Genomic DNA, 17,418 nt, shown 5'->3' with positions numbered 1-17,418 from the left:
TCCTCGTCCGGCGCCTCCCAGCCGTCGCCGGCCCCGCTCAGCCGTCGTCGGCCGGCGGACCGCCGGATGCCGGACCGTCCGCCGTCGGGCCGGAGGCCGTGAGGCGGGCGTCGCGCAGCGCCGTGTGCACCGACCAGGTCACCGAGACGAGCGGGACCGCGACCACCGCGCCGACGACCCCGGCGGCGATGGCCCCCGCGACCACCGAGATCGCCACCACCAGCGGGTGCAGCCGCACCGCCCGGCTCATCACCAGCGGATGCAGCAGATGGCCCTCGATCTGGCCGATGACCACGATCAGCGCGACCACCAGGCCCGCGACGAACGGCCCCTTCGCGGCCAGCGCGACCACCGCGGCGACGGCCAGCGCGACCGGCGATCCGATGAGGGGGATGAAGGCGGCGAAGAACTCCAGGAGGGCCAGCGGCACGGCCAGCGGGACCCCGAGGAAGTACAGCGCCACCCCGACCAGGATCGCGTTCGTCGCCGCGACGAGGACGATCCCGCGGGTGTAGCCGGTGAACGTGCGCCAGGCCGCGCCGCCGGCGATGCCCACGCGGGCGCGCACCGACGGGGGCAGCTGCGCGCAGAACCAGGACCACTGCCGGTCGCCGCCGTGCAGGAAGAAGAAGGAGCAGAAGGCCGCGAGGGCGAGCACGGTCAGGACGTGCACCAGCCGCCCGGCTCCGCTGACCGCCTGGCTGAGGAGCGTGGAGCGGTGGCTCGACAGGTACGCGCCGAGGCGGGACTGGAGGTCGGAGAGCGCGTTCGGGTTCAGCCGGAAGGGCGGCCGCTCCAGGTACTCCTCGATGCTGGCGAGTCCCTCGCGGAACTCCCGGGCCAAGGTGGTGCTCTCCCCGGCCACCGCCGTGCCGACCAGGGTCAGCACGCCCAGCAGGAGCAGCGCGCTGCCGAGGAGGGTGACGGCGACCGCGACCGAGCGGGGCAGGACGCGGGCGAGGCGCCGGGTGGGCCACCACAGCAGGGCGGCGACGACGAGGCCGAGGAAGAGTGCCACGGCGATCTCGTGGAACCGGCCGAGCACGGCGAAGAGTGCATAGACGGCGGCGCCGACCACCAGCAGGCGCCAGGCGTACGACGCTGCCGTACGCAGGAACGCTGACACCGGCGGCATGACCCATGGGTGCCACACCGGGCCCGTGGTGCCACGCGCCGGGCTCCGGATTCGCCCGTCCGTGATCGGTACGGGGGCCGGTCCGCAGAAAATCCGTTGCCCCGGCCGGGACGTCCACGGACGATGGCATCTCGTGAGCACTTCCCGATGGACCGCCGTACTGCCCGATTTCGCCCCGTTTCGTTCCGGCCGTGACTTCAGGATGCTGTTCTACCAGGGCACGGTGACGTACTTCGGCTCGTTCATGGCGATGATCGCGCTGCCGCTGCAGATCAAACACCTGACGGACTCGCCGATGGCGGTCGGTGCGATGGGTGCGGTGGAGCTCGTTCCGCTGGTGGTCTTCGGGCTGTACGGGGGTGCTCTCGCCGACGCGGTCGACCGGCGGCGGCTGATCCTGCTGACCGAGGCCGGGCTCGGGGTGCTCGCCCTGGTGCTCCTGGTGAACGCGCTGCTGCCGGATCCGCTGCTGTGGCCGCTGTACGTGGTCGCGGCGGGGGTGTCGGCCCTGAGCGGGCTCCAGCGGCCGGCCCTGGACTCGCTGATGGCGCGGATCGTGCCGCACGAGCAGCTGACGGCCGCCGCCGCGCTGGGCGGGCTGCGCTACCAGTTCGGGGCGATCGCCGGTCCGGCGCTGGCGGGTGTGGTCGTCGCGTTCGCCGGTCACGCCGCGGCCTACGCCGTCACCGTCCTCGGGTTCCTCGCGTCCGTGCTGCTGTGCCTGCGGCTCAGTCCGGCGCCTCCGGTGAAGGGGGCCGAGCGTCCGTCGCTGCGCGGGGTGGTGGAGGGCGCGCGCTACGCGTGGAGCCGGCCCGTACTGCTGGGGACGTACGCCGTCGACCTGGCGGCGATGTTCTTCGCCTTCCCGAATGCGATCTATCCCTTCCTCGCGGACGAGCTCGACGCGGTCTGGGCGCTGGGGCTGATGTACGCGGCCGGGGCGGTGGGCTCGCTGGTGCTCGGCATGACCAGCGGCTGGATGTCCCGGGTGCGCCGGCACGGGCTGCTGGTGGTGTGCGGCGCGGCGGTGTGGGGCCTGGCGATCGCGGGGGCCGGCGCGTCCTGCGGCATCTGGCTCGTGCTGCTGTGCCTCGCGGTGGCGGGTGCGGGCGACATGATGAGCGGGCTGGGCCGGGCGACGATCTGGAACCAGACGATCCCGGAGGAGCTGCGGGGCCGGCTCGCGGGCATCGAGGTGCTCTCGTACAGCGTGGGGCCACAGCTCGGGCAGGTCCGGGCGGGCACGATGGCCGGCTGGACCGGTACCCGTTCGGCCTTCTGGGGCGGCGGGCTGGCCTGTGTGGCGTCGGTGGCGGTGCTGGCCGCCCTGCTGCCGAAGCTGATCTCCTACGACGCCGGCACCGACGAGGACGCGCTGCGCCGCCGGGCGGCCCGGGAGGCGGAGCAGGCGGGAGCGCCGGCCTGAGGCCGGGTCCGGTTCAGACGCCGCTGGTGGCGGTGATCCGCCCGTCGGCGACGGCGGCGGTCAGCAGAGCGTGATCGGCGCGGGTCCGGTCCGCGTAGCGGAGTGCGAAGCCGGCCACGGCGCGGTCGAAGGTGTCGGCGCCGCCGAGGTAGCCCGCGATGGCGATGCGGTCGCCCGTGCGGGCGTGGGCGCGGGCCAGGGCCCTGCCGCACAGCTCGGCGTACCGGCCGAGCAGGCTCGGGGTCATGCCGGTGACATCCGCCGACCCCTTCATGTCGCGCAGCTGCCGGCCGTAGAAGTGGCGCCCGGCGGGTCCGGTGGTCCAGCCGAGGAAGATGTCGCCCGCGGCCTGCATGCGGCGCTGGCCCGCGACCACCCGGTGCCCTTCGTGGTCGTGTCCGTCGTCCGGGAGGTGGCCTTGCAGGACGGACGGCACGGCTTCCTTGATCTGCAGGAAGAGCGGGTCGTCGGCATCGCGTCCGAGGAGCAGCACGATGAAGCAGCGGGTCCCCACGCTCCCGACGCCGACGACCTTGCGCGCCGCGTCGGCGAACCGGAAGCGGTCCAGCAGGAGGCGGCGTTCCTCGGCGAGGGTGCTGCGGTACCTGGCGAAGATCTGGTCGACCTCCCGCGAGTCCGCCCGGGCGAGGGGCTCCAGCAGCGGCGGGTCGTGGATGATCCGCCGGCGCCCGTCGCTGACCTCGGTGAGCTTGCCGAGCGCGCGCAGGCTGGTGCGGCGGCGGGCGCGCGCCAGGCTGGCCTCCACGCGGTCGCGCTGTTCGGGCTTGCGGATGAGGGGCAGCAGCTCGGCGGTGTCGATCCGGTGGTACCAGACGTCCAGCTCGCGGTGTCCGGCGAGCTCCCGGATGGTCTGCCGGTAGGCCCGGGCCGCGCCGAGGGCGGCTCTCGCGGCGCGGTCGTCGCCCTGCCCGTTGTCGCGGGCGGCCACCGCGACGCTCGCGGCGAGCCGTTTGACGTCCCATTCGAAGGGGCCGGGGAAGGTCTCGTCGAAGTCGTTGAGGTCGAAGAGCAGGGCGCGCTCCGGAGAGGCGAACATGCCGAAGTTCAGCAGGTGTGCGTCCCCGCACAGCTGGACGGTGAGGCCGGTCTGCGGTGCGGTGGCCAGGTCGGCGGCCATGACGGAGGCAGCGCCGCGCAGGAAGGCGAGCGGCGATGCCGCCATCCGGCCGTAGCGGATCGGCAGCAGCTCGGGCACCCGGTCGGCGCCCTGCCGCTGCAGTACCCCGATGGGGTCGGGCCGGTCCGGGGAGGGGGTCCACCGCCCGTGCGCGGCCCGGCCGGTGATCTTGCGGACGGCCCGTCCGCGCCGGATCCGCTCAGCTGGACTGGTCATGCGCCGCTCCTCGTCGCCGGTCCCTCCTCATCCTCGTCGCACGGCTCCGGTCCCGCATGTCGCCGTCCCCGGAGTGGTCCGGGACGGCTCCGGTCAGCTCTCGTTCTCGGCGAGGATCCGGTCGGCCGCGTAGTGCGGGCAGTTGAGGGTGTGCCAGGTCACCGACAGTGACCCCGCTCCGGTCCGCAGGGTCCGCACCACTCCGTCGGCGGCGGTGGCCTTACAGAAGGGGCACATGACGGTCTCCGGGCGCAGTAGATCGAACATGCCGTGTCCTTCCCGCAGCTTTCTCACACCGGACCAGTCCAGAACTATCAAATCCGGCGCCATTCGGCCGCAGTACCCACAAGTACGGATGGATATCGGGGGCCAGGACCGCACGGAAAGTGCGGTGGGACGGGAAGCGGGAGGCATCCGCGGACGGCCGCCCCGGTCGCGAGGAGCCTTGTGGGGCCCGGAGTTCACCCTCGGAGCGGATGCGGGGCGGCCGGGTTCGCCGTCACCCCCGCGAGCCGGGTGACGTCGTACGGGTTGCGCGGGACCGGGGCGGTGACGGGGCGCGGCCCGGCACCTTGCCGGGAGGTTACCCGCGAGGAAACACGACCTTTGGCCAGGTGAGCGTCCTCCGGTCGAGACCCCTTCGGATCCCGAGATCAAATGCGGATCCGCCATGTCGATGCCGGACGGCCTGCGGGCGGTGCTCGACGGTGGAATCACGCTGGGCGCGCGCGGGAGACGGTGGCCGTGCCTGGCGCGAGCGGCTCAGTTCGCGCAGTCCGTGTCCCCGGCGGGACGGCGGCCGCTCGTGAGGAACTCGGTGACGGCGTGGTCGCCGCAGGCGTTGCCGTTGCCGAGATACAGCCCGTGGCCGCCCTGCTCGACCGTCACCATCCGGGCCCGGTCGCCCAGCGCCTCGCGCATCTTCAGGCCCCCGGAGAGCGGGGTGGCCGGGTCCCGGCGGCTCTGGAGCATGAGGATGTTGGACGGGCCGTCGTCGGTGATCCGGGTCGGCTTCTGTGTGGGGGTCTGCCAGAAGGAACAGGGCGTTACGTTCACCGGCATGCCGGCCGTGAGCGGGTACCGGGCGCGGTCGGCGTCGACCGCCCGCCGGTACGAGGCCATGGGCACGTCCGGCCACGCCACGTCGTTGCAGATGACGCCGACCATGAGCGCGGCGTCCTCGTTCCGGATGGGCGCGGCGAGCTCCTTGGGGAGCACCGGGGTCCCCGCCGGGTCCTGCGCCGTCCGCACGAGCCGGGCGAAGGAGGCGAAGGCGGCGTCGGCGTAGAGCGCGTTCTGGAGGGCCTGGCGCAGCCCGTTGCCGGTCAGTGGCACTCCGGGGGTCGTCGTCGCCCTCGGCTCGCGGTCCAGCCGGGCCGCGAGCGAGACGAGGAGCGGCTCCACCTCCTGCGCCGTCGCGGCCAGTCGCAGGCCGTCGCGGTCCCGGTCGGGGTGGGTGACCCAGGCCGCGAGGTCGGGCAGGCGGTCCGCCGCGCCCTGCGACATGTTCGCCAGCCAGCCGCGGGCGACCCGCTTCGGGTCGGGGTCGCCACTGCTGTCGAGGACCCAGCGGTCGGTGTGCCGGGGGTACTTCTGCGCGTACACGGCGCCCACGTACGTCCCGTACGAGGTGCCCCAGGCGGAGAGCTTGCGCTCGCCGAGCGCGACGCGGAAGCGGTCCATGTCGCGGACCTGGTTGGCCGTGGTGAAACTGCGCAGCTCGGGGCCGCCGTTGCGGGCGCAGGCCTCGGCGATGCGCCGGGACCGGGCGATGTTCTCGGTGATGTCGCCGTCCGGGCCCGGCCAGGACCGCAGGCTGGTCAGATACCGGTCCTCGGGGGCGAGGTCGCAGTCGGCGGTGGTACTCGCGCCCACTCCGCGCGGATCGAAGGCGACGAGGTCGTAGGCCCCGGCGAGCTCCCGCCGCAGGGCGTCGCCCTTCTGCGTCAGGCGCTGCACACCGGATCCGCCCGGTCCGCCGGGTATCACGATCAGCGTGCCGCGCCGGGCCTGGGGGCGGTCGCTGCGGATGCGGGAGACGGCGAGGGTGAGCTGCCGGCCGTCGGGGGCGTCGTAGTCGAGCGGGACGGGCAGCTCGGCGCACTCCTGGGCGGCGGGCGCGTCCGGATGGGTGCAGCGGTGCCAGTCGAGCTGCGGGCCGGTCATGGTGGGGCGGGCCACGGCCGGTGTGGCGGTCGCGGTCGAACCGGCTGCCACGGTGGCCGTGGCGAGGGCGAGGAGCAGGGCCTTGTGCGGGTAAGTCGTCATGGCGCAAGCCTTGTTGAACTCCGCTCGGGGTCCCATCCGGCTTGCCGGTCGGCCGCCGGTGGGGGTAACCCCCTGCACCTCCCTAAGGCAGCGGCACGCCCCGGGCCGTGATCCAGAGTTCGTACCACTCCTCGTGCGTGAGCTCGGGCTCTCGCAGCGCCGCGTCGCGGCAGGCGCGGATCCGGTCGGGGCGCGCGCTGCCGATGACCGGCGCGATGGCGGCGGGGTGCCGCATCAGCCACCACAGCAGGACCGACTCGGGCGTGGTGTCCTTCTGCCGGGCCAGCTCGGCCAACAGCTGCGCGGTGGCCCGCTCGGCGGGCGTCTCCTCGCGGCCGGTGAAGCGGCCCTGTGCCAGCGCGCCCCAGGCCTGGAGGCGGACGCCGTGGTCGCGGCAGTGCTCCAGCGTGCCGAACGGGAACCCGTTCTGCGCGGATTCCGGTGTGTTGAGGAGGACTCCGGCCTCGACCCAGGCACGGCTGTGCAGGCTCATCTCCAGCTGGTTGGCCGCCAGCGGTACGTCGAGCCGGGCCTGGAGGTGGGCGATCTGCGCGGCGCCCATGTTGGACACGCCGAAGCCGCGGACGAGGCCCTGGCGGTGCAGGGAGGTCAGCGCTGCGGCGATCGAGTCCACGTCCGCCAGCGGGTCGGGACGGTGCAGCAGGAGGACGTCGATCACATCGGTCCGCAGCCGGGTCAGGCTCTCCTCGACGCGCCGCGTGATGCTCTCCCCGCGCAGGTCGTACATCCCCGGGCGGTCCTTGTCGCCCAGCCGGATCCCGCACTTGGTCTGGAGGGTGATGCGCTCGCGCAGCCCTGGTGTGCGCGCGAGCACCTCACCGAAGACGGCCTCGGCCTTCCCGTGCCGGTAGATGTCGGCGTGGTCGAAGGTGGTGATTCCGATGTCGAGGGCGGCGGCGACGGCCGCTTCGGCGGCGTCGATGTCCGCGGGCCCGTACGGGTCGGGGTCCCAGCTCCCGCCCAGGCCCATGCACCCGTACAGCACCCGGTCGCCGCTCAAGCTCGTACTCGCGTTCGTCACCGCTCCACCCTAGGGGGTGTCCGACGGGTGCTTCACGGCATGCGCGGGGATGCGCAGCGGTTCACACCGGGCCCGATGCACGGTCTGACCGGCGCATACCCAATGATGTCCGAATGCAGAGACACACGGAGACCGGGCGGTGGTCGCGGCGGCGGTCGCTCCGCCGCCGGTTCGGCCGCACGGCGGCGACCCTGAGCCTGTTGACCGCGGTGGCGTGCACGTCGGGGCAGACACCGGCGTCGGTCACGGGTGCCGGTGCGGGCGCCGGGACGGCCGACGAGGTCTCGGTGGCCACCTGGAACATGTGCGGGGTGCGGCAGTGGAGCTGCGAGAAGACCGGGGGCCCGAAGGAGAAGCTCCAGCAGCTGCGCGACCTGATCGGCGATTCGGGCGTCCAGGTCCTGCTTTTGCAGGAGGTGTGCTCCGAGGACCTGCTCTCCTTCGCCCGCGGTCTCGGCCCGCAGTGGCATACGGCCTTCGAACCGTACGCCGAGGTCGACTCGGCGGGCCGCCGTTCGCCCGTCGACTGCACCGGGCAGGGTCGGGGCCAGGCGGGCTACGGCCTGCTGGCCGGCTCCCCGCTCACGGACGTGGAGGCGATACCGACCGAGCAGCCGACGGTGGGCCTGCACCGAGGGGTCCTGTGCGCGCGGGTCCCGGCCCAGCGGGTCCGGGTGTGCAACGCGCACCTGTCGCTGCGGGAGAGCGACGACGAGCACCCTGACTGGGACTTCCGTGACGACCAGCTGAGCTCGCTGGTCGCCGCCGCGTCGACGGACGCCGCCACGGTCTTCGGCGGGGACTTCAACTCCCCGCCGCCGGTGGGCGACCGGAACACGTCCGCCTGGATCTGGCCGTCGGAGGCGTACACCACGTACCGCGAGTGCGACCAGAAGGGCAGCTCGCGGGCGGGGCGCGCCACCCTCAAGGACGGCACGAAGATCGACTACCTGTTCACCCGGCTCCCCCGCACCGCGTGCAAGGTGGTGGACACCAAGGCGTCCGACCACCGGCCGCTGGTGATGCGGGTGACCCGCCCCGAGGACCCGGCCACGATCAGTACCGTGGGTTGAAGAACGCCCCCTGTGCGGGCACGGGGTAGGAGTTCATGATCAAAGTGAAGGGGACGGCCGTCCAGGGGGAGGCGTTTCCGACGGCGTCCACCGCGATGGCCTCGACGAAGTGGTCACCCTGGTTCCAGGCCCAGCCGGGCTCCCACACCCAACTGCCGTCGGCCCGCACCTCGCACGTCCCCAGGGCGGCTCCGCCCTCCTGGAAGTCCACGCGGACGGCGCCCGGGGCGTAGCCCGCGAAGCCGACGGCGGGGCCCGACAGCTGCTGGTGGGCGGCCGGGGCGGTCACCGACAGCACGAGGCGCTGCGCCGGCCTGGGCATCGGCGGGGGCGCGGGCTCGTATTCGGGCAGGGCCGCGGACGCGTTCTCCACGGCCGTGAAGACCGCTTCGGTGCGCTCGGTCTGGTAGTTGTTGGCGTCGGCGGCGAACAGCCTGACGACGTGCCTCCCCTTGGGCCAGGGGCTGCTGCGTTCCCAGACCCAGGTGCCGTCCGCGGCGACGGGCGCGGAGCCCTTGTGCTTGCCGTCCTGCCAGAAGCTGACGCGTACGGCGCCCACCGCGGTGCCCGTGAAACGGACGGTGTTCGCGGGGACCCGCTCCTCCGTCGTCGGCGTCAGCACCACCGGCCGGGGGAAGGACTCGTCGCTCTGCACCAGGGAGGTCTGGGTCAGGTAGGCGTCGATGGCCGACGTGTCGCGCTGGGGCTCCTCGTAGCCGTTGCGGACCATGCCGAACCGGGGGGTGATGCCCTCGACGAGGAGGTTCAACAGCCCTATCAGGGTGGGGAGGTTGCGCAGGGTGACTTTCCCGTGGTCGGTGATGAGGGAAGAGTCGTTGTAGACGAAGTTGAAGTTCTCGTGTGCCTGGAAGAGCCTGACGAACGGCTCCACCTGGCTCGCGTACTGCTCGTCCTGGGGCGAGGTGACCAGGTAGATGTTGGCGGAGCGGTTCGCCCCGCTGTGGACCAGGTCGGGGAGGACCGAGTCGAGGACGCGTACGTTGTGCTCCGTCGCCTCGCCCATCATCACCCGGACCGCCTCGGGGTTGCCCTCCTTGACGCGGGTGCCGATCTGGAACTGCGGCACGCTGGCCACGATGTTCCGGAAGCCGTACTTCAAGCCGAAGAACAGGGCCGCGCTGCCGCCCTTGGAGCTGCCGAACATGGTCACTTGGTCCGGCGAGAGCGACAGGGCGCCCATGACGCGCGAGATGAGCCCGGCGACGGACTGCTCCAGGGAGAAGTCCATCCCCTTGCACAGGTAGTAGGTGTTCGCGCCGTCGAACAGGTCGCGGACCCACAGGATGTTGGAGCGGAGCAGGTCGAGCTTGCCGTTGGCCCAGCCGTACTCGTTGGTCGCGTAGCGGTTCGCGAAGACGACGACCAGGTGGCGGTTGCCGTTGCGCGCGTGGGAGAACCGGTACTCGATCGGCACCGCCCCGGAGGAGTCCACGCCGGTGAAGACGCGGCGCGTGCTCTGGGCTGTCTTAGACATGCTCGGAATCCATTCTTCTCGCCGGCTGGCGCGGCACCTGACCGAGGGTGCCTCCGTTCCAGGGACCTGCCTGACCCGCCTGACCCGCCTGACCTGCTGGACCCGCCTGACCCGCCTCGCCCCGCGGACCCGCCGGACCCGCCGCGCGGCCGCGGACCGCTCCGACAGCCGGGGCCTGCGCCCGGGCGGGGTCGAGGTCCCCTCCGGCGATCAGGATGCGGTCGGTCAGCCTGGCCGAGGCGTAGCCGTCGTCGAGGTCACAGAATTCCTGCTGGAACCAGCGGTAGCGGGCGGCGTAGCCCTGCTGGATGCGGTCGATGTTGCGGATCGCCCCGATCAGCTCCGGGGAGGAGTACACGAGGGGGCCGGGGGCGGACTGCTCGAAGTCGAAGTAGAAGCCGCGCAGGGTGTCGCGGTAGTGGTCCAGGTCGTAGGTGAAGAAGAGGATCGGCCGCCCGGTGTTGACGAAGTCGAACATCAGGGAGGAGTAGTCCGTGATCATCACGTCCGCGATGAGCGAGAGGTCCGCCATGTCCGGGTAGTCGGACACGTCGAAGACGAAGCCGTCGCCGGCGCCCGGTACGGGGTCCACCACATTGGGGTGGCGCCGCACGAGCAGGACGTGGTCGTGGCCCAGCTGCGCCTTGGCCTCGTCGAGGTCGATGCGGAAGTCGAGCTTGTACTTCCCGGGTGCGTAGAACTGGTCGTCGCGCCAGGTCGGCGCGTACATGATGGCCTTCTTGCCCGGCGGCAGGCCGATGCGGCGGCGTACTTCGGCCGCCCGCTGTCCGGAGTCCGCGCGGCGCAGGATGTCGTTGCGGGGATAGCCGCTCTCGACCATCTCGCCGGGGAACTGGAAGGCCCGCTTGAGGATCGGGGTGCTGAAACTGTTCGGGGACACCAGCATGTCCCAGTTCTGCACCTCCTTCTCCACGCGCTCCAGGTACCGCTTGTCCGCGAAGTGCACGGCTTCGATGTCGTGTCCGATGCGCTTGAGCGGGGTGCCGTGCCAGGTCTGTACGACGACCTGTCCCTCGCGCTTCTCGAACCAGTCCGGCAGGTGGTTGTTGGCCACGACGTACTTCGCCCGGGCCATGGCCTCGTACCAGTCGGGGGACCACATGCGCACGGGCCGGGCGGTGGGGGGAACCTCCACCTGGTCGTCGCGCACCACCCACAGGTGTTCGAGGTCCAGGCCGCGGCGGACCATCTCCTCGTGCAGCGCGCGCGGGCTGTCGGAGTACTGGGTCCCCTTGAAGGCGTCGAAGAGCACGGCCTGGGTCACGGGCTTGCGGCGGGCCGCCGGATACGTCTTGGTGCGCATCAGCTTCTGCCGGTAGGGGCCGCGGGCCTCGTCCGGCATCGCCGAGTGGACCAGGAGCGAGAGCCTGTCGTAGGCCTCCGACTGTAGCTCGTAGCGGCGCTCGTTGCCGGTCATGTCCTGCGGCAGGGTGGGGATCAGGTCCTGCGTCATCTTGACCATGAGGTCGCTGGAGCGGTTCTCCGGGGTGACCGCGGAGGGATCGTGGCGGCGCAGGAAGAAGTCCCAGCGGCCGGAGGCCAGCGGGATGTCGCCGGCCAGCGTGCGCATCGCGGCGGGGGTGACGACGAAGCGGAACTCGTCCCCGTACCAGGTGATCGGGGCGATGCGTTCCGCGCCGTGCGCGCGGGAGCGTACGACGACGTGCGCCATGGCGTACTCGGACGCGTCGAGCATGTCCTGTGCGGCGTAGCCGACGACGACCTCCAGCGAGCCGTCCTCGCGCCAGGTGGCGGACTTGGCCAGCGGCAGAGTGTCCCGTTCGAACAGGACCACGTAGCCGGAGCCGTTGCGGTGCACGAAGACCTCGCGGTCTCCGCCGTCGGTCTGCAGCCCGGCGGGCATCCGGTAGTGGCCGTCGGTGGCGTCCTCGGCCATGACGGGGTAGATGGCCGCCTTGCGTCCCTCGACGTGGAAGGTGGTCTTCCAGCCGTTGGCGCCGGTGTTCCAGGACTCCGGGACCCCGTCGGAGGAGTTCGTGCGGTGTCCGGGGACGAGCGCCTTGACCGGTATGCGGGTGACGAAGAGGTACCAGCCCTCCCCGCCGGGCGTGAAGTGGACCCACGAGTCGTGGCGGCCGGCGCCGCTCATGCTGGTCACCCGGAACTTGGCCCACTCGGGGAGCTTGGCGCCGAGGTAGACACCGCCGAGCTCGATGTGGTCACCGACCATGCGGTGCCGGGTGATGCGGCAACGGACCGTCTCGACGCGGAGCTTGAGCTTGCCCTGCAGGAAGAGCGGCACCACGCGGATGTTCTTGTCCACGTACCGGTAGGGCGGGTTGGCGGCGCTGCCCGCGCCGCCCCGGGCTATGCCCTTGTAGCGGAACAGGCCGCGGCTCAGGACGCCCGCCGCGACGTCCCAAGTGCCCTCGACCCACTCCCCCTTGCGCTTGAGGCGGCTGGTGTCGAAGCTGACCTGGAAGCCGGACCAGTCGTAGCAATAGCGGTTCTGGTTCGAGTACTCGGTGGCCTGCGGGTAGTAGGTGGTCCTCGCCTTGGCGACGACCACACGGCCCTGCTTCTTGTTGCGCAGCGCGATCGCCTTCATCGACATGTGCCGCTTGTGCACGTTGATGAAGCGGACGTACGCGGACCCCTCCAGGGTCAGGTGGTCGTTGTCGTCCCAGGCCGCCCGGTTCAGCGAGCCGTGGAGCGAGAGTTCCTTGTCGAGCCGGTAGGCGCTCTTGTCTAGGCCGATCGAACGGTCGCCGAGGTAGGGGTAGTTGAGGTAGCGGTGGAAGCGGCGCTGCACGGGCAGGGGCCCGCCCTTGCGCTCGAACTCGACGACGTCGAGCAGTTCTTTCAGGCGTCCCTCGCGCACCAGGAGCCACTTGACCCGTGCATCGGCCGGAAGCTCCTGGATGATGTCCGCGTCGGCCTCGTCAAGGAATTCATTCGCCCACTGCATGAAGGCGTCCTGGTACTCCTCGTCGGCGTCCGGCAGCACCTTCAGGTGCAGCATCAGGTCCGACTTCAGGCAGGCCAGGTCGTACTTGCGCTTGTGGTCCGAGTAGGACCGCGCACGGTGGCCGGCGAGGAAGCGGCTGACCGAGCGGACCGCGGAGACGCGGTCCTGGAGGTTGCTGAACTCGGTGTGCCGCTGGGTGATGGAGGGGGCCGCGCCGCCCTCGCGCCGACGCCAGAAGTAGACGATGTCCGTGAGGATGTCGACCTTGGCGGCCCGGAAGTGGGCGAACATGTTGACCCAGGAGTCCTCGTACATGACGCCCTCGGGGAACGCGATGTAGTGGTAGTCCCAGAAGGACCGGCGGAACACCTTGTTCCACACGGTGCGGTCGTAGATGAGGTCCGGCAGCTTGGTGATGTGCGTGCCGCGCCTGCTCTTCTGCATGGGCGCCTTGTGCAGGGGGGACTGCCACCTCTTGGTGGAGTTCATCATCTGCACGTTGCCCGACACGAAATCGGAACCGGAGCCTTCGAGGGTCTGCACGAGCAGCTCGTAGGCATACTCGGGTATGACGTCGTCGCCGTCGACGAACGCGAGGAACTCGGCCTGCGGATGAGCGGCTCGAATGCCGACATTGCGGGCATGTCCCGGCCCCATCGACTCCTGGCGCAGGAGTTTGAACCGGGGGTCGCGGCGGGCGAAGTCGGCGGCTATGGCCGTCGAGGAGTCGGTCGAGCCGTCATCGACCATGATTACTTCGAGTGCCGAGAACGTCTGCCTGGCTATCGATTCCAGACATTCCTGGAGGTATATCTCAACGTCCTGGAAGGGCACGACAACACTCAGGCGGGGCATACCTGCCACTCAGAAAGCTCCTCGATAGACACACTTCTCACGGCGTACCGGAAGTTGCCGGGGCGCGCCGCCGGACCCGCCCCTGAATCCGGTCACCCACCGCTCCCCGAACACTCGACCCGCCCCACCGCAGTCGACCGCACACTTATACGACCTTCACAGCGTCTGCGCAGCGTAGGCCAATCACTTAATGGCGAGCAAGTATTCATGAGCGCCTCACACGCCCAATGCTTCACGTTCGCGAATGAGTGCCGACCTCCCGCACCTGCGGGGCGGCTCAACTCCCGGTAGGTCCAGGCACGGCACACGAAATCGTTGCTCCGGTCGCCGCAGCACGGGCGTTCGGGTGAGGTGGATCACCCCACCCGACACCACGGACCGAAGGCGAGACCGGGGTCCGCCGGATCCTGCCGGGCGACCAGCAGCCCTCCGTCCATGTCGATCATCGCGATCGTGACCGAGCCGCGGGCGTCGAGCGAGATGGCCGGCAGGCCCGCGCACCGGTCCCCCACGGGGGCCCACCAAGTGCCGTACTGCTCACCCTCCGTCGGGTAGGCGGCGATCTCCGGGCAGCCCTCGGCCCCCCGCTGCAGCAGGACGGTGCAGTCGTACCCGCCGATGCGCGTACGGGCGACACCCACCGGGCCGACCCCGCCCGCGCCTCCCAGCGGCATGAGCGCGGGCGACGCACCGGCGGGGGCCTGGGGGCGATAGGCGATGACGCCGCCGTCCGCCGGGTGGCGCCAGAAGTAGGTGCCGGTGCCGGGGCCCGTCTCGCAGGAGCTGTACGTCCCCTCCACGGCATCGGCCTTCATGCGCCCGAGCCATCTGAAGTCGCTTCCCGGCGCGTCCTGGCCCCAGTACGAGGCCCCGCCCCGGAAGGTGACCAGGAACTCGGCCCGGCCCTGGGCGGTCACGAGGGGAACGACGGCCCCGCGCACCCATTTGCCCTGATAGTCGGCCCAATTGCCCCATACGCCATCGGCGCGCCGGGTCCGGCCGCGCGCTCCCACGCCGAACCGGGTGGTGAGGATGTGAAGCGCACCGGTGCCGTCGGGGAGCACGATCGGGTCTCCGGGCGGGGGCAGGGGCGCCCCCGACTCGGCCTCCGACGACTCCTGACTCTGACTCTGGCCCTGGCCCTGGCTCTGGCCCTGACCCTGGCCCTGGGACTGCTCCGGCCCGCGCCCCTGTTCCCGCTTGCGTTCCGGGAACGGGTTGCCCACCGCGCGCCACTCGCCGAGCGGGCGGCCGGTCTGGTACTGGGTGGCGATGATCAGCTCGCGGCCGCCCGGCGCCCCGTCCCGGTGGCGGGTGCCGGCGAACCAGACGAACCCGTTGGAATCCTGGGCCAGCGTGAACCGTCCCGCCCATCCTTCGACGGGGAACAGCTCGGGGCCCTGCCAGATGTCGGAGCCGGGCGCGGACTCGGTCCAGCGCACCAGGCCTTCGGAGCAGCTCGCGTAGGCCGTGAGCCGCCCGTCCCGTCCGAGCCGGAGCCAGCCCCGGGCCGCGCTCCCGCCGTCGGCCGCCGCGGCTATCTCGGAGCCCGGCACCGCGGGCGCGGCGGAGGTGGCACCTCGGTCCGCTTCCATACGTCCGCGTCGCGCCATGTCCTGCCCACACCTGCCCCAACTCGTACCTTTTGCCCAGCCTTACCCGGCGGGCCGTTGGACAATTTACGGCAGTGGGCAACCGGCGGGTGCCGGGGGCGGATGTCCCCGACGGCCTCCGCTTCCGTGCAACCTAGCCTGATCCGCCCGCCTCCACCACCAGATGTCGATCACACCTCGCCACCGGTCGTGCCGTCGTCCGCGCGGCCGAAAAGTCGGGTACGGGTACTACGTGGGGAGTACGCCTGAAACGCTACGCGGGGGTGACGCGGGTGACGGCGGGCGCCGTCTAGCGTGGCTGTATGGAAGAGCTGCGTGAGCGCCCGGGTCCCCCGTGGCGGCGGTGGGTGGAGCGGACCGGGCGGGGCCCGGCCTGGCGCTCGGCGCTGCTCGTGGCCGTCTTCGCGCAGATCGGCGCGGGGTGGGCCGCGCACGCGCAGAGCGGGCGGGTGGCGCTGGACGGCTTCGCCCGGCTCCTGCTGCTGATCGGGCCCGCCCTGCTCGTGGTGCGGCACCGGTACCCGGTGGCCGTGGCGTACGGGGTCAGCGTCGTCACCCTGGTCTATGTGGGTGCCGGGTACCCGTACGGCCCGGTGTTCCTCAGTCTCGCCCTGGCCTGCTTCGCCGCCGTCGTCTCCGGGCACCGCCGGGCGGCCTGGGGCGCCGTCGGCCTGTTCTGGGCCGGGCACCTGCTCATCGGGCACTGGCTCTACCGGTGGCTCCCGCCCGCCGGGAACGGCCCGACGTCCTGGGCACAGGAGGTGGGCGTCACCGCATGGGTGCTCGCGGTGCTCGCCGTCGCGGAGCTCGTGCGCGTACGCCGGGAGCAGTGGGCCCGGGAACGGGCCGAGCGGGCGGCGGCCGAGAGACGCCGGGTGGACGAGGAGCGCCTGCGGATCGCGCGGGAGCTGCACGACGTCCTCGCCCACAGCATCTCGGTGATCAACGTCCAGGCGGGCGTCGGACTGGCCCTGCTCGACTCCGATCCCGAGCAGGCCCGTACGGCGCTCGCCACCATCAAGGCGGCGAGCAAGGAGGCGCTGGGCGAGGTCCGGCAGGTCCTCGACACCCTGCGCTCCCCCGGCGAGGCACCGCGCTCCCCCGCGCCCGGTCTGGACCGCCTCCCCGAGCTCGTGGAGCAGGCCGCGGCGGCCGGGCTGACCGTGGAGGTCTCGGCCGAGGGGGAGGCCAGGGCGCTGCCCCCCGGCGTGGATCTCGCCGCCTTCCGCATCCTGCAGGAGGCACTGACCAATGTGATGCGCCACTCCGGTTCGCGCACCGCCCGTATCCGCCTCACCTGGCAGCCGCACACCCTCGAACTACGGGTGGACGACGACGGCCCGGCCACCGGGGGAACCCCGGGCGGCAGCGGTAACGGGCTCGTCGGGATGCGCGAGCGGGCCTCGGCCCTGGGCGGCACCGTCGAGGCCGGCCCACGACCGGACGGCGGCTTCCGGGTGATCGCCGTGCTCCCGCCGAAGGCCGGCGCGTTCGAGGAGGACCTGTGATCCGCGTACTGCTCGCCGACGACCAACTGCTCGTCCGGGCCGGGTTCCGGGCGCTGCTCGACGCCCAGCCCGACATCGAGGTGGCGGGCGAGGCCGCCGACGGCGAAGAGGCCGTACGGCTGGTCCGGGAGCTGCGCCCCGATGTCGTGCTCATGGACATCCGGATGCCGGTGCTGGACGGACTCGCCGCGACCCGCCGGATCGGCGAGGACGGGTCCCTGGCCGCCGTGCGGGTGGTCATGCTCACCACCTTCGAGCTCGACGAGTACGTCTTCGAGGCGATCCGGTCGGGCGCCTCCGGTTTCCTGGTCAAGGACACCGAGCCGGAGGAACTGCTGCGGGCGGTCCGGGCGGTGGTGGCGGGCGACGCTCTCCTGTCCCCCGGCGTCACCCGCCGGCTGATCGCGGAGTTCGCGGCCCGCTCGAAACAGCCCGCCACGGCGGCCGGGCTGGGCCGGCTCACCGACCGGGAACGGGAGGTGATGGCCCTGGTGGGCATGGGCCTGTCCAACGAGGAGATCGCCCGCCGCCTGGTCGTCAGCCCCCTCACCGCGAAGACGCACGTCAGCCGCACCATGGTGAAGCTGGGCGCCCGTGACCGCGCCCAGCTGGTCGTCCTGGCCTACGAATCCGGCCTGGTCCGCCCCGGCTGGCTCGGCTGAACGTTCGCCGTGTTGGTCATGGCGTGGTCAAGTAGGG

The 17,418-nt window shown here is 71.7% G+C and carries 12 protein-coding genes; 4 read left to right on the top strand and 8 right to left on the bottom strand.

Annotated features, from left to right (window positions below; genetic code table 11):
• Positions 1–37: 37 nt before the first annotated feature.
• Positions 38–1,135 (bottom strand): AI-2E family transporter, encoded by a 1,098-nt coding sequence (locus ACFY0D_RS26930; protein ID WP_390800629.1) that lies wholly within the window; start codon positions 1,133–1,135, stop codon positions 38–40.
• Positions 1,136–1,268: 133 nt separating this feature from the next.
• Here ACFY0D_RS26930 and ACFY0D_RS26925 point away from each other — a divergent pair, with 133 nt between their 5' ends.
• Positions 1,269–2,561 carry an MFS transporter gene (locus ACFY0D_RS26925; protein ID WP_390800628.1) on the top strand — a complete coding sequence of 431 codons (1,293 nt, stop codon included), beginning with the start codon at positions 1,269–1,271 and terminating at the stop codon, positions 2,559–2,561.
• A gap of 13 nt (positions 2,562–2,574) precedes the next feature.
• Here ACFY0D_RS26925 and ACFY0D_RS26920 read toward each other — a convergent pair whose 3' ends face one another.
• The 4 genes from ACFY0D_RS26920 to ACFY0D_RS26905 all read right to left on the bottom strand — a co-directional run bounded on the left by ACFY0D_RS26920 (position 2,575) and on the right by ACFY0D_RS26905 (position 7,225).
• Positions 2,575–3,915, bottom strand: coding sequence for a DUF2252 domain-containing protein (locus ACFY0D_RS26920; protein WP_390800627.1), 1,341 nt, complete (start codon positions 3,913–3,915; stop codon positions 2,575–2,577).
• A 93-nt stretch (positions 3,916–4,008) separates the two neighbouring features.
• A complete protein-coding gene (locus tag ACFY0D_RS26915) occupies positions 4,009–4,182 on the bottom strand; it encodes a hypothetical protein (protein ID WP_301373390.1) in 174 nt (57 codons plus the stop codon).
• A 495-nt stretch (positions 4,183–4,677) separates the two neighbouring features.
• Positions 4,678–6,183: an alpha/beta hydrolase gene (locus tag ACFY0D_RS26910; RefSeq protein ID WP_390800626.1), complete on the bottom strand. Its 1,506-nt coding sequence runs from the start codon at positions 6,181–6,183 to the stop codon at positions 4,678–4,680.
• An 82-nt stretch (positions 6,184–6,265) separates the two neighbouring features.
• Positions 6,266–7,225, bottom strand: coding sequence for an aldo/keto reductase family oxidoreductase (locus ACFY0D_RS26905; protein ID WP_390800625.1), 960 nt, complete (start codon positions 7,223–7,225; stop codon positions 6,266–6,268).
• A gap of 113 nt (positions 7,226–7,338) precedes the next feature.
• Between ACFY0D_RS26905 and ACFY0D_RS26900 the strand changes: the two genes are divergently transcribed.
• Positions 7,339–8,298, top strand: a complete 960-nt coding sequence (locus tag ACFY0D_RS26900; RefSeq protein ID WP_390800624.1) for an endonuclease/exonuclease/phosphatase family protein — start codon at positions 7,339–7,341, stop codon at positions 8,296–8,298.
• On the opposite strand, the gene ACFY0D_RS26895 is transcribed toward ACFY0D_RS26900, so the two are convergent.
• From ACFY0D_RS26895 to ACFY0D_RS26885, 3 genes are all read right to left on the bottom strand, one after another.
• Positions 8,282–9,793, bottom strand: a complete 1,512-nt coding sequence (locus ACFY0D_RS26895) for a hypothetical protein (protein ID WP_390800623.1) — start codon at positions 9,791–9,793, stop codon at positions 8,282–8,284. The two genes, ACFY0D_RS26900 and ACFY0D_RS26895, sit on opposite strands and share 17 nt — an antisense overlap.
• Entirely contained in the window at positions 9,786–13,598 is a 3,813-nt protein-coding gene (locus tag ACFY0D_RS26890; protein WP_390800755.1) for a CDP-glycerol glycerophosphotransferase family protein, read from the bottom strand. Before ACFY0D_RS26890 ends, ACFY0D_RS26895 begins: the two co-directional genes overlap by 8 nt.
• Positions 13,599–13,954: 356 nt before the next feature.
• Positions 13,955–15,193 carry a hypothetical protein gene (locus tag ACFY0D_RS26885; RefSeq protein WP_390800622.1) on the bottom strand — a complete coding sequence of 413 codons (1,239 nt, stop codon included), beginning with the start codon at positions 15,191–15,193 and terminating at the stop codon, positions 13,955–13,957.
• A 320-nt stretch (positions 15,194–15,513) separates the two neighbouring features.
• Here ACFY0D_RS26885 and ACFY0D_RS26880 point away from each other — a divergent pair, with 320 nt between their 5' ends.
• Together ACFY0D_RS26880 and ACFY0D_RS26875 are read left to right on the top strand one after the other, a co-directional pair.
• Positions 15,514–16,719 carry a sensor histidine kinase gene (locus ACFY0D_RS26880; RefSeq protein ID WP_390800621.1) on the top strand — a complete coding sequence of 402 codons (1,206 nt, stop codon included), beginning with the start codon at positions 15,514–15,516 and terminating at the stop codon, positions 16,717–16,719.
• A complete protein-coding gene (locus ACFY0D_RS26875; protein WP_390800620.1) occupies positions 16,716–17,381 on the top strand; it encodes a response regulator in 666 nt (221 codons plus the stop codon). The genes ACFY0D_RS26880 and ACFY0D_RS26875 overlap by 4 nt, the downstream gene beginning before the upstream one ends.
• Positions 17,382–17,418: the final 37 nt, after the last annotated feature.

It is taken from the genome of Streptomyces sp. NPDC001502 (assembly GCF_042894785.1).
In the GTDB taxonomy this organism is placed as follows: Bacteria; Actinomycetota; Actinomycetes; order Streptomycetales; family Streptomycetaceae; genus Streptomyces; species Streptomyces kutzneri.
Note: the sequence above shows the minus strand (reverse complement) of the source record. Positions and strands in the feature narration are given on the sequence as shown.

Excerpts from the sequence above, each read along its gene's own strand:
- ACFY0D_RS26930 (WP_390800629.1), bottom strand. The coding sequence starts at position 1,135 with ATGCCGCCGGTGTCAGCGTTCCTGCGTACGGCAGCGTCGTACGCCTGG.
- ACFY0D_RS26920 (WP_390800627.1), bottom strand. The coding sequence starts at position 3,915 with ATGACCAGTCCAGCTGAGCGGATCCGGCGCGGACGGGCCGTCCGCAAG.
- ACFY0D_RS26915 (WP_301373390.1), bottom strand. The coding sequence starts at position 4,182 with ATGTTCGATCTACTGCGCCCGGAGACCGTCATGTGCCCCTTCTGTAAG.
- ACFY0D_RS26910 (WP_390800626.1), bottom strand. The coding sequence starts at position 6,183 with ATGACGACTTACCCGCACAAGGCCCTGCTCCTCGCCCTCGCCACGGCC.
- ACFY0D_RS26900 (WP_390800624.1), top strand. The coding sequence starts at position 7,339 with ATGCAGAGACACACGGAGACCGGGCGGTGGTCGCGGCGGCGGTCGCTC.
- ACFY0D_RS26895 (WP_390800623.1), bottom strand. The coding sequence starts at position 9,793 with ATGTCTAAGACAGCCCAGAGCACGCGCCGCGTCTTCACCGGCGTGGAC.
- ACFY0D_RS26890 (WP_390800755.1), bottom strand. The coding sequence starts at position 13,598 with ATGCCCCGCCTGAGTGTTGTCGTGCCCTTCCAGGACGTTGAGATATAC.
- ACFY0D_RS26885 (WP_390800622.1), bottom strand. The coding sequence starts at position 15,193 with ATGGAAGCGGACCGAGGTGCCACCTCCGCCGCGCCCGCGGTGCCGGGC.
- ACFY0D_RS26880 (WP_390800621.1), top strand. The coding sequence starts at position 15,514 with ATGGAAGAGCTGCGTGAGCGCCCGGGTCCCCCGTGGCGGCGGTGGGTG.